This window comes from Rhodococcus sp. BH5, from assembly GCF_027583855.1.
Classification (GTDB): domain Bacteria; phylum Actinomycetota; class Actinomycetes; order Mycobacteriales; family Mycobacteriaceae; genus Rhodococcus_F; species Rhodococcus_F qingshengii.
In genome coordinates, this window is the sequence record NZ_JAJHVW010000039.1 from 1 (window position 1) to 10428 (window position 10428).

Genomic DNA, 10428 nt, shown 5'->3' on the forward strand with positions numbered 1-10428 from the left:
CGCAGAAGTGCCGAGAACGTCACATCCTGTCCAACACTGTCAACCGCCCTTTTGCCTGATCGCAGGCTTTTCTTGATCGCACCAATTCCTGCAAACGCCCAGGAGCGAGTTCCGCTTCAACGTGTAATAGTGCAGGTCAGCACTGGTTTCTTATCCTAAAGTACGCAGCCGGTACGCAGGAGAATTCGCCTGCGAGCGCAGGCTTGGAGAGGAAGACGATGGTTCGATGGAATGGCGATCGCAAGATCTTTCCGTTCTCTCTGCGGGTTGAGTTGGACAAACGCGTCTATAGGACCATCGAGGACCGCGAACCGTTTGTTGCGAACTTCAACGGTGCAAACGGCGACCTACTCCATCTGATCAGTGCGTTCGTAGAGGCCCTGCCTGATGCAGAACTTGTAGAGCGAGACGAGCGGCATTTCGGTCAGCCAACCGACATTTTGCGAGCAGGGCGGACGATCTCTTGGCGGATGGATGGGGGTGAGTCTGGCCGCGCCAGCAAGATCAGGCTGAGGAAGGGCGATCAGCCCCAAGACCGCGAGCCGTCTGGTGTCGAGTGGTCACCCTATTGGGTGTATGCGGTTATCCCGAACAACTCAAATCAAGGTTGGTTGCTGGTCGAAAAGGATGGCCGGTACTCATTACCAGCGGAGTGGCGCAAGGAACTGATACGTCAATTCGCTGCCACCTATCGCGGTTACAGGTTGGTGATCGGCACGGTTCGCGAGGACTCGCTGTGGCGCCAGGTTGAGAATGCTATGGAGGAAGCGAGGCTACTTGGGTTTGAGGTAGCGCTCCGATCTCCGGACACCACGGCAGCCTCGGGCGGAGCGCAGGGTTACAGTCGAGGAATGGTCGAGGTTAATCGACGCATCTACAAGGCCGTGGACGGACCTTTACCTGGCGTTCGGCTCCGACAATTCCGTCGCCCGTTCATGCGCCAACACACCGCCGACGGTCTTCGTGAGATCGAGTTTCCGCTTGAAACCGACGATCTTGCCGACGACAGCGTCAAGATACGATTTCGCGACGATGTCGTTGAAATCAAGGCGACAGTGTTGAATGCAGACGGACAAGAGAGAACGATAGCGTACGACGGGTTGGACGCACAGCAGAGCTACGTGATGGAGGGCACTGCGGACGGTCAACCTAGTCAGGAAAAATTTCGAAGAGAATGTCGGACTGCGGTGACAGACTTGGCGAAAGCTGGAGGTGTCACGCTGCAACCAGGATGGGAGTCGACCGAATGGACGCATCCCGATACTGCTCCACGCTTGCAGATTCGTGTCAGCGATGAAGGGGAAGCTAGCTCGTAACTACGGAAGACTCGTCTGTTGGTCGACTCAGGGATTAGGTCGCCCGAAAGATGATCAGTTGTCATGGGTGCGGGTCTTATTGGCATTCGTTTTGCCGGCGTTTGTGTTCGGTTACTGCCTCGCAGCTGTGCCTGAAATCGAAGTGGGTGCACTGGTCTCAGGGGCCTCCATAGTGTCCGGCGTGCTGCTCGCACTCTGCACGCTGAGCGTGACGCGAGTTAAGGACCTCGCCGCAGATTCGGACAAAGGCGCATGGGAGGGGACCGATCCGATGATCGCTGCCTACGGTTTCGCGCGTTCCGCAACCGCTGCCGCATACGTTTCGCTCGCACTCACAGTGTCGGTATTCGTGCAGTTAGTTGTTACAACAGGTGTCATCAAATCTGCGTTGGTTGCATCCGCCCTCGCGCTCGTTGCGCATTTGGGTGCGCGCATTTGGTTCTTGCTTGGTTACATTCGTTATCAGGTCGATTCTCTGGCAGGCCAGCGATCCGTTAGGCCGCCGAGGCTCATGAAAGCGAGTTGAGGGCGGCTCCGGGGTGCTCGGTTGGCGGCGTGCTGCGAGCGTCAGCAAACATCGCTTCAGCCGCTTTTCGCGTCCGATCGTCGGCATTCGGCCACAGGTGGACGTAGGTCGAAAGGGTGACGTTGGGGGAGCTGTGGCCAAGCGCCTTTTGAACGGTTACCACGTCGCATCCCGCATAGATCAGGCCTGATGCGTAGAAATGTCGCAGATCGTGCAGATGCCAGTCTGGTTGGTCTGCCTTCTTTTTGGCCTTCCGCCACCTATAGCCGACAGAGTTCTGATGCCAAGGATGCCCGTTCTCTCCAGGGAAAAGCCACCGTGTAGGTTCATCGCCCGGCTGCCATTTGGCGATGTACTCGGCAATCATGTCGAGTAGGCCTTTCGGCACCGGAATTGTCCGTTCGCTGCCGTATTTCGGCGCGCGAATCTCGACAGCACCTCCGTTGGCCCGCTGGACTTGTCGTTGCACGTGGATCTCGCGCCGCAGGAAGTTAATGTCCGCTATCTGCAATGCGGCAGCCTCTCCAAGCCTGAGACCCGCAAACGCTGCGAGGGCAACAAACGGCCTGAAGTCGTCATCCGCACATGAGATCAGCGCACCAACCTGCTGCGGGGTTGGAATCTGCATCGCAGCTTCCGCTCTCCGACGGCGGGGGAGCGTGATCTTCTCCGTCGGGTCCTCTCCAAGTACCTTGTCGCGCTTCGCGGCTCGAAGCACGGAGCGGACGTTCATGAAGCGAGTCTTGATGGTCGAGGCGGCTAGCGGCTTATCCTGCATCGCCTTCACCCAGGACTCGATGTGGGACGGCCGAAGCTCGCCGAGTGCGACATTGCGGAAGGTGACCCCGTTCGCTGCGAGGTCCATCGATTTCACGGTTCCGGAAACCCACACCTGCCGTGAAGACCATTCTTTGTAAAACGAGGCGAACGTGATCTTGCCGAGCTGTGGATCGACATAGTTGCCGGTGACCTGACTCGCAACGATGGTGTCGAGCCACGCTTGCGCATCAACTTTGCGCTCGAAACGCTTCGTCCTCTCCTGGCTGGAATCATCGACATACCTTGCACGCCAACGCATTCCCTGGCCATGGAGCTTGGACTTAACCTTCTCGTCTTTGTTGTCGACGCGGACCGTTTTCCACCAGAGGTCCTCGACGCCGGCGCGTCGGTTACGCCGGGGAATCATTGCGACTGACAGGCGGATCGAATGTCAATTCATCGGGCATCAGCCCATTTGGAACCTGATCGAGTAACTGGACCCGCTTAACGCTCCAAAGAGTTGGTGCTTCACCGCCCTCGGTCAGGTAGCGGAGATGCAAGCGGGCCTGTTCCAAAATGTCATAGGCGTCACCCCCCACTGTCATCCAGCCGTAGGACCATTTGAGCGTTTCTGACACTGGCCCTCCGTTCGCTTTCTTCATCTCATCGCCCACAAGTCCGGCCAGGATAGACAGGGTAGACAGCAGCCTTGTGTTCATTTCCTTGAGCTCTTCGTTGCACGTAGTCGCTTCGTAACGCAACCGATCCACCCGGTAGATAATTTGGCGATCCATTACCCCCATTTCGGAGATCATTGCAGACACGGTCGTACCTAGCGTGTCGGCAATTACATTCGCTTCGTTGAGTCGAACTGGGCGTTGACCAGATTCAATTCGCTGAATCGTCTGCTGATGAAAGGGTAAGCCCCACAAGCTAATCCGCCTTGCCAACTCGGTTTGATTGAGGCCGAGAGCAGAACGGAGTTTGAGCATCTGATTCGCGAAATTCTGTTCCCACGGCATTTCCGGGTGTCCGGCTGACACGTCCACGTCTTCGCTCTTTGATGTCATGAGCAGATATTACAACGAATTGTAGGTATGGGCTACGTGTGTTGTTGCGGAATCCGTTGGCGACTGGTAGACATTTTGTAGGCCATAGCCAACAGGAGGTTGTAATGCCAGTTCAAGAGCTCCGCACCCACGTCGAAGTTGCGGCACAGATGGAGCAGTACCTCACCACCAAGCAGGTGAGCGAAATGACAGGAGTGCCGGCCGCGACACTCAGGTATTGGCGTCATTGCGACTCTGGTCCGGAATCGCAGACCCTTGGGCCTAAGCGTGTCGTCTACAAGCTTTCGAAGCTCAACGAGTGGCTTGCTGCGCAGGAGAGCGCCAGTGTGCGGGGCGGCGTCTCTTAGTGACGACCACCCCACCTAACAAAAACGGCACCAGCCACGAGGTGCCCACCGCCGCGACCAGTGCCGTCGAAACCAATCCCCAAGCAAGGAAGTGATCAATGTGAACGATACATCCGTTCTTGTGTCAAGTGAAGCGATCGACCTGACTGCGCCCTCCGCCCGCGCCCAGCGTGACACTCTCGCAACACGGACTGACGTCCTCGACAAGGTAAAGGTGTTGTCGTTGCTCCCAGACGACATGCATGCAACCACCGAGCAGGTGGCAACCTTCTTTGAGGTTGACGTCGAGACGATTCGCTGGCACGTGAAGATGAATCGCGAAGAGATTGAATCCGATGGGTACCGGGTCGTTACTCGTTCCATTTTTGAGACGGAGTTCGGCTCCCTCGCAAATCTGAGCCCGCGAGCTCGTCAGATCGCGCTATTCAATCGGCGTTCAATGACTCGACTGGCAATGTTGCTTCGCGACTCTCCCGTTGCTCGGCAGGTTCGGACCCGTCTTCTCGATGTCGAGGAGCATGCGGTTGCGCCCAAGCGGAACAACGAGTTCGACATCCTCCGCGGGATGATCGATCAACTCGAAGAGTCCAGGCGTGAAGCGTCGGAGGCGAAGGCTCTCGCAGCCAAGAGTGAAGCCTTGTCGATGAAGACGGAGGCTCGACTCGATGCGATCGAGGGCCGCCATGACTGGTATGCGGCACTGGGATTCGCTCGCCTGCACAAGCTGAACACGAGCGTGCAATACCTCAGCAAGGTTGGGCGCAAGGCGACCACGATTGCGAATCGCAATGGGATCTCGCCAGTCAAGGTTCCGCACCAGCTCTACGGCGAAGCGAATTCGTACCCCGCATGGGTGTGGGAGCTGGCTTTCGCTGAAGTCTCGTAATCCTGCAAGATATCCAACCTTCCAACGACAAGGACACCAGCACAATGAGTTTCGATCGCACCCTTGAGAAGAACGCCGAGCAGGACAACGTCATCGACGGCACTGTCTTGGTCTTCGAAGCACTGCCGAACCAGGGCGCCTACGTCACCGTGGCGGGGCGCGATGGCGAAGTCGCCATCGTCGTGCTCGACCTGACGGATTTGAAGGTGATTGCGAACAAAGTATTGCCGATGGTCGACGGCCGGATTCCCGTCACGTCGTACGAGGACTCGATGCGCGTAACCGACGCCGGAGTTGTCGGCTTGACAAAGATGCTCGGACTCGATGCCGACGAGAACGGAGCGGCGACATCATGACCAGCCGTCAGCCCTCTGTAAACCCCAATGAAAATGCCCGTCAGGTCTCTGACCACCTGACGGGCAACGAACCCCACGCAAGTAACACACCAGAGAAGGAATTCACGATGACCGTAACAAACGACACCGACATCCGAGAAGCGATCAACCGGGAACTGCTGGAGATCTCGAATCCGAGCATGTCGGTCATCAAGAATTGGGAACGGTGCCTGATTGCCTCTCGCGGCGATGGATACAAGATGACGCGGGCACAGCGGAAGGAGCTCAAGACTCTGCTCGGATGGTGCCCGGACGCAGATAAGCGACCCTCCACCTTCTGGTCGCGGATTCATGACTACTTCGAACATAACCGCACCCCCGAGGGGTTTGACTATGCCTACAAGCAAAATGAGGCGGGCGAAGACATCTACGTCCACTACGAGGAAATCCGCACTTGGCCAAGCGTTCCCGAGTCTGCGGGTATGCAGAATGTCAACGTCAGCGTCTCCAAGCAGAGCTTCAGTGACGGAGCCAGTCGGCACATCGTGACCGTCGACGCGGGAGCCGCCGAGCTGACCTACGAATCCCTCTGCCTGTTGATCGACCAGCTGCGCGATGCCGAGGCGCTGATCGAAACCGCTACCACCCCTTCCGGAAAGGCGAACTCCTGATGGCCGAAAAGATCCGCAAATGCGTCACATGCAACCGCCGACTGCGTTCCGCCACCGGCTGGGACCTGAACGGCGCGAAGGGAATCGGATGCCCAACCTGCCGATCCGTCCAGAACTCGTGCGGCACGGAACCTCAATCTGATCAGGAACAGAGTTCACCGCTCTACACATATATCGACGGAGTGCCGATGCTGTCCGCGGAGGGCATGTCCGTCCTGTTCGGAGTTCCACTTGACGAGATCAGCGCAGAGGTCCAACGACAAGGTGGGGGCAACTGGTCTGTCCCCGCAGAGTGGGTCGAATCCGGCCGCGAACGCACCGACGAGTACAGGCGATCAACTGGGGGCAACGACATGTTGGGCGCGCTCGAATTCTGGGCGAAACGTGACGGCAAGACATTCGAATTGCACGACGAGGACAAGGTTCTCCCGGATGGTCCGCTGCCGAGTCAAGCGGTCATCGTCGACGACAACGGTGTCCCGTCCGCGATCCTCGACGTCGATCTGATTCAGTCAGCGGCAATCAGACTCATGTACGACATGGCTGCAAACAGCGGCAGCCAAAGCGAGCTCGAGCGAATTAGTGCTCAGTATCTCGACGAGGTCGGGGTTGACCTGTTCGGGTACGTCACCACGGCTGCGCTCAAGTTCATGACCAGCAATGTCCTCGAACCCACGCTCGAAGTCCTTGACGCTGTTGCCCCGGAGATGGAAATGCGAGTCAAGCTCACCGAATCAGCGATCAACGCGAGGCTGGCGTGAGCCCTCTCGACGACTCACTGCCGTGGCCACCACCGGACGGCCGCGCGGATCTGATTCGTGAACTGCGACGCGAGAATGCCACTCTGCTGGCGTTGGTCGTCGACATCCCGGGGGCTGGCGTCACTGCCGGCCCCCGGGCGGGGCAGACTCGCTCGTCACGTAAGCGCCACGCCTTGCAGATCCTTCGTGCGATCGGCAAGGCGGACAACGATTGTCACGTCGCACATTACGTCCGCTTGGGTCGCCAGTACGGGTTGACCTGCCGCACGATCGCAGCCCTGATCGACCGGCCGGAGGATGATATCCGCGCGATCCTCGACAAAGCGGGTGACGGGTGAACGACTGTGAATGGCAGCCGGGTCCGTCTCTCCGCCCGTATGTCGACGCGCCGGGTAGCTCGCCACGAGTGAACGACCTGATGCGCCGGAACTGGGCCCTGATCGACCAGGCAGCGGAACTTGTCAACGACACCGCAGGAAGCGTCTCCAGGGAGCAGGACGAGCTGCTGCAGGAGATCTGGGAGGAGACGTTGGACATCGAACGTAAATACGCCGAGACGCTCACTGCGGAAAACATCGAGTATCACCGCGCATCTCATGTCGAGTACTTCGGCGAGAACTACGCGCAGCTATTGGGGTGGGCATGACGGCGCACGACGTCGGCCACCCGCTGGAGACGAACATGAGGGGTCACTGTGGAGCCAGGAGAGTTCATCTCCGTCACACCGGAGATGGTGAGACGACTCGGCAGCGCCAACGCCGCACTCGTCTGGTCTCGCATCCAGTTCGTCTGCCAGGTCCCCGGAGCGGATCGCATCGAGGACGAATCGGGGCGTTGGTGGCGAGTGAGTCTTCCGACGCTTTCGGGCGAGACCGGACTCTCGGTGAAGATGGTTCGGACAGCTCTGGCCGGGCTGCTGGAGTCCGGTGAATTGTCGATGACGAAGCATCATATCGAGGGCGGAAACGATCACACCGCTTCCTACCGGATAACGCTCTCACCTGTGATTTGCCCTCAGGGGCAGATCGATGTGCCCTCAGGGGCAGATCGCAGGTCGGTGGCCTGCCCTCAGGGGCAGATCGATGTGCCCTCAGGGGCAGATCTTTCCTTTATAGAAGAAATAAAAGATATAAACCCTGACGCACACGTCAGGGCCGATGTTCTCGAGGTCTGCGAACTGCTCGCCAAACTCATGATCGACAACGGCTGCAGACCTCCGACGATCTCCGCAAAATGGAAGAACGACATCCGGCTTCTGCTCGACAAGGACTGCGTGCCGCTTGCCACCGTTCTCGCCGTCACCGAGTGGTCGCAGCAGAGCGAATTCTGGAAAGCGAACATCCAGTCCCCGGCCAAGCTCCGCGCCAAGTTCGACACCCTCCGGCTCCAGATGCAACGCGACGGTGTTCAACTCCCCGCCACCCCGTCAGGTGTTGACGAATGGCTCCGGACTTGTTGGACGAAATTCGACACCCAGTCGATCGAAGCCAGATCAGGCCTGACCTTCGACCCACCGGACATCCCCGCCGACGTCACCGATGCACGCGAGTTCAACCTCGCCGCACGACGGCAATGGATCGCCGACCACAAGCACGAGATCACCACCCGAATCCTCGCGAAAGAAGCACCTGCACGATGAACATCACCGGACCCAGCTTCGACACCGAAGAAGAACTCCTCGACGCACCCGACGAGGAAGCCACCCTCACGGCCACGCTTCTCTCGCTGACCTCGCGGCACCTGCTCCCGGACCTGCTCACCCAGATCAAGCCCGAGGACTTCTACGACGTCCACCTCGGGCAGATTTGGGAAGCAGCACGAGTTATTCAACGCGACGGTGGTCTCGTCTCCAAGCGCACACTCCTCGCGCGCCGCGACACGTCCGCCATTCGGGCCAGGCTGCAACGACTCGCAGGCGAACCTGTGCGCGACACCGACGTCCACCGTGCTGCAGCTGCCCTCAAGGACATCTCCAACCGCAGGCACCTTCTCGAAGCGCTCAAGCGCGCGGCCGAGCACACATCGCTCGGTTCGAGCTACTCGGAATCGCTTCATTTCGCCTCAGAGCAAATTTCCGGCCTTACCCAAGGATCAATCCCGGATGACACCCGAACGTTCGCTGACGCCGTAGATACGTGGCAGGAATGGATCACTACGCCCAAGAGCGTCTCGCGCACCATCTCCACGCCGTGGCAAGCCGTCAACGACATGCTCGCCGGCGGCCTTCACCCAGGACGTTCCTACGTCGTCGGCGGACGCCCTGGCGAAGGCAAATCGATCGCCCTGCTCAACTTCGCCTCCCACGCCGCCGAGATCGGACGTCCCGCGATCATCTTCTCCGTCGAGATGGGGGAGACCGAAGTCGTCTCACGCATCCTCGCCTCCGGCGCTCACGCCGAGTATGGCCAAGTCACCAAACGTGAACTCGACGCGTACAACTACGCGCAGATCCAGCAGTACACCAAGGTCAACCGGGACATGCCTCTCACGCTCGTCGACAAATCCGACATCACCATCGACTCGATCGCCGCCCGGTGTCGAACCATCAAACGCACGCAAGGCCTCGACGTCATCGTCGTCGACTACCTGCAGCTCCTCAAAGAATCCGACAGCAAGCAACCCCGAGAACGGCAAGTCGCACACATCAGTAGATCGTTGAAAATCCTTGCCCGAGAACTCGACTGTGCCGTCATCGTCGCCTGCCAACTCAACCGCAACGCCGCCAACGCGGACCGCAAACCCGCACTGTCCGAACTACGCGAGAGCGGCAGCATCGAACAGGACGCCGACGTCGTGATCCTGCTGCACCACGAACTGATCAACAACACACCCACCGGCGAAGTCGAACTCGTCATCGCCAAGAACCGCACCGGCAGAAGCGGATCGGTCGTCCTGCCGTGGCGAGCGCATCAAGCCCGCCTCGGCTGACGGCGCTTCCGCGGAACGAATCACGTTCACGACAGCAAGGACAGGTGGCATGGCTTATCAGAAGGTCGGACGCAACGAAACGGGAGCAACTGCCTGTCACAACTGCGGGCGCACCGTTGCCGACGACTTCGACCTGTGTCACGACTGCATGGCCACGCTCGTCAGAAATCTGGAGTCGGTGCCCGGGCTCGTTTCGGACATCCTGATCACGAGGTCTCGTCAGGATCGCATGAGCAGCAATCTCGCTCGCGGAAAGAGTGCCGAGACCGCGCTCCCGATCCGACTCGACCAGTACGACCAGCGTCCGACCCAACGCCCCTTCGATGCGCTGACGAACGAGTTGGTCACGTGGGCACGTGATCTCGACGCGCTGATCGGTGGCGAACTGGATGCGGCTCTGGACTCACGAGGGTTGCGCGACATGGTTCATCGGCATCGGCACAGTCGTCGGCCGGATCCGGCATCGCTGTCGCAGGATGGTGCGCTCGACGCCGAACTCGCGGCGATCTGGCTCTCGCTGTACGCCAACGATCTGCGCCGCCACCCTGCCGTTGCCGAACTGTTCGACGGAATCGAGGACGCGATTGCTCGGTGCCGCAAGGCGATCGACCGACTTCCCGAGTTGTCGTACAAGGGACCGTGCCCGCACGTGAGCTACGACGAGGAGCGGCAACCGTTCACCTGCTCGGCCGACCTGTACGTCGAACGCGGCGAGGATTACGTGAGCTGCCCGCGCTGCTGGACGCATCATCGGGTGAGGGATCTGGAGCGGGATCGACTGTCCGAAATCGACGACCGGCTGTTCACCTTGCCGGAAACGAGCCGACTA

14 protein-coding genes are annotated in these 10428 nt (G+C 59.3%); 12 read left to right on the forward strand and 2 right to left on the reverse strand.

Annotated elements, in window-relative coordinates:
• Window positions 1–218: 218 nt before the first annotated feature.
• Both RhoBH5_RS31880 and RhoBH5_RS31885 read left to right on the forward strand, forming a co-directional pair.
• Window positions 219–1316, forward strand: a complete 1098-nt coding sequence (locus RhoBH5_RS31880; protein WP_270009539.1) for a hypothetical protein — start codon at window positions 219–221, stop codon at window positions 1314–1316.
• Window positions 1317–1497: 181 nt separating this feature from the next.
• Window positions 1498–1842: a hypothetical protein gene (locus tag RhoBH5_RS31885; RefSeq protein ID WP_270009540.1), complete on the forward strand. Its 345-nt coding sequence runs from the start codon at window positions 1498–1500 to the stop codon at window positions 1840–1842.
• Here the strand turns inward: RhoBH5_RS31885 and RhoBH5_RS31890 are convergent.
• Together RhoBH5_RS31890 and RhoBH5_RS31895 are read right to left on the reverse strand one after the other, a co-directional pair.
• A complete protein-coding gene (locus tag RhoBH5_RS31890; protein ID WP_270009541.1) occupies window positions 1826–3028 on the reverse strand; it encodes a tyrosine-type recombinase/integrase in 1203 nt (400 codons plus the stop codon). The two genes, RhoBH5_RS31885 and RhoBH5_RS31890, sit on opposite strands and share 17 nt — an antisense overlap.
• Entirely contained in the window at window positions 3012–3671 is a 660-nt protein-coding gene (locus tag RhoBH5_RS31895; protein ID WP_270009542.1) for a helix-turn-helix transcriptional regulator, read from the reverse strand. Before RhoBH5_RS31895 ends, RhoBH5_RS31890 begins: the two co-directional genes overlap by 17 nt.
• 104 nt (window positions 3672–3775) lie before the next feature.
• Between RhoBH5_RS31895 and RhoBH5_RS31900 the strand changes: the two genes are divergently transcribed.
• The 10 genes from RhoBH5_RS31900 to RhoBH5_RS31945 form a co-directional block, all read left to right on the forward strand.
• The gene (locus RhoBH5_RS31900; RefSeq protein WP_333482283.1) at window positions 3776–4018 is read left to right on the forward strand and encodes a helix-turn-helix transcriptional regulator; all 243 of its coding nucleotides are present in this window, start codon (window positions 3776–3778) and stop codon (window positions 4016–4018) included.
• A gap of 439 nt (window positions 4019–4457) precedes the next feature.
• Window positions 4458–4904, forward strand: a complete 447-nt coding sequence (locus RhoBH5_RS31905) for a hypothetical protein (RefSeq protein WP_270009543.1) — start codon at window positions 4458–4460, stop codon at window positions 4902–4904.
• Between the two features lie 44 nt (window positions 4905–4948).
• Window positions 4949–5260 carry a hypothetical protein gene (locus tag RhoBH5_RS31910; protein ID WP_270009544.1) on the forward strand — a complete coding sequence of 104 codons (312 nt, stop codon included), beginning with the start codon at window positions 4949–4951 and terminating at the stop codon, window positions 5258–5260.
• Window positions 5257–5910, forward strand: coding sequence for a hypothetical protein (locus RhoBH5_RS31915; RefSeq protein ID WP_270009545.1), 654 nt, complete (start codon window positions 5257–5259; stop codon window positions 5908–5910). Before RhoBH5_RS31910 ends, RhoBH5_RS31915 begins: the two co-directional genes overlap by 4 nt.
• On the forward strand, window positions 5910–6671 hold the full coding sequence (locus RhoBH5_RS31920; RefSeq protein ID WP_270009546.1) for a hypothetical protein: 762 nt from the start codon (window positions 5910–5912) through the stop codon (window positions 6669–6671). The genes RhoBH5_RS31915 and RhoBH5_RS31920 overlap by 1 nt, the downstream gene beginning before the upstream one ends.
• Complete coding sequence (locus RhoBH5_RS31925) at window positions 6668–7009, forward strand: hypothetical protein (protein WP_270009547.1); 342 nt, start codon at window positions 6668–6670, stop codon at window positions 7007–7009. The genes RhoBH5_RS31920 and RhoBH5_RS31925 overlap by 4 nt, the downstream gene beginning before the upstream one ends.
• Before the next feature lie 68 nt (window positions 7010–7077).
• A complete protein-coding gene (locus RhoBH5_RS31930; protein WP_270009548.1) occupies window positions 7078–7317 on the forward strand; it encodes a hypothetical protein in 240 nt (79 codons plus the stop codon).
• A gap of 48 nt (window positions 7318–7365) precedes the next feature.
• On the forward strand, window positions 7366–8310 hold the full coding sequence (locus tag RhoBH5_RS31935) for a hypothetical protein (RefSeq protein WP_270009549.1): 945 nt from the start codon (window positions 7366–7368) through the stop codon (window positions 8308–8310).
• Window positions 8307–9599 (forward strand): DnaB-like helicase C-terminal domain-containing protein, encoded by a 1293-nt coding sequence (locus RhoBH5_RS31940; RefSeq protein WP_270009550.1) that lies wholly within the window; start codon window positions 8307–8309, stop codon window positions 9597–9599. The genes RhoBH5_RS31935 and RhoBH5_RS31940 overlap by 4 nt, the downstream gene beginning before the upstream one ends.
• A gap of 49 nt (window positions 9600–9648) precedes the next feature.
• Window positions 9649–10428: hypothetical protein (locus RhoBH5_RS31945; protein ID WP_270009551.1), on the forward strand; the 780-nt coding region annotated here is incomplete at its 3' end.

Bases quoted from the DNA above. Each gene is read 5' to 3' on its own strand.
- RhoBH5_RS31880 (WP_270009539.1), top strand. From the start codon at position 219: ATGGTTCGATGGAATGGCGATCGCAAGATCTTTCCGTTCTCTCTGCGG.
- RhoBH5_RS31910 (WP_270009544.1), top strand. From the start codon at position 4,949: ATGAGTTTCGATCGCACCCTTGAGAAGAACGCCGAGCAGGACAACGTC.
- RhoBH5_RS31905 (WP_270009543.1), top strand. From the start codon at position 4,458: ATGACTCGACTGGCAATGTTGCTTCGCGACTCTCCCGTTGCTCGGCAG.
- RhoBH5_RS31920 (WP_270009546.1), top strand. From the start codon at position 5,910: ATGGCCGAAAAGATCCGCAAATGCGTCACATGCAACCGCCGACTGCGT.
- RhoBH5_RS31900 (WP_333482283.1), top strand. From the start codon at position 3,776: ATGCCAGTTCAAGAGCTCCGCACCCACGTCGAAGTTGCGGCACAGATG.
- RhoBH5_RS31890 (WP_270009541.1), bottom strand. From the start codon at position 3,028: ATGATTCCCCGGCGTAACCGACGCGCCGGCGTCGAGGACCTCTGGTGG.
- RhoBH5_RS31895 (WP_270009542.1), bottom strand. From the start codon at position 3,671: ATGACATCAAAGAGCGAAGACGTGGACGTGTCAGCCGGACACCCGGAA.
- RhoBH5_RS31940 (WP_270009550.1), top strand. From the start codon at position 8,307: ATGAACATCACCGGACCCAGCTTCGACACCGAAGAAGAACTCCTCGAC.
- RhoBH5_RS31915 (WP_270009545.1), top strand. From the start codon at position 5,257: ATGACCAGCCGTCAGCCCTCTGTAAACCCCAATGAAAATGCCCGTCAG.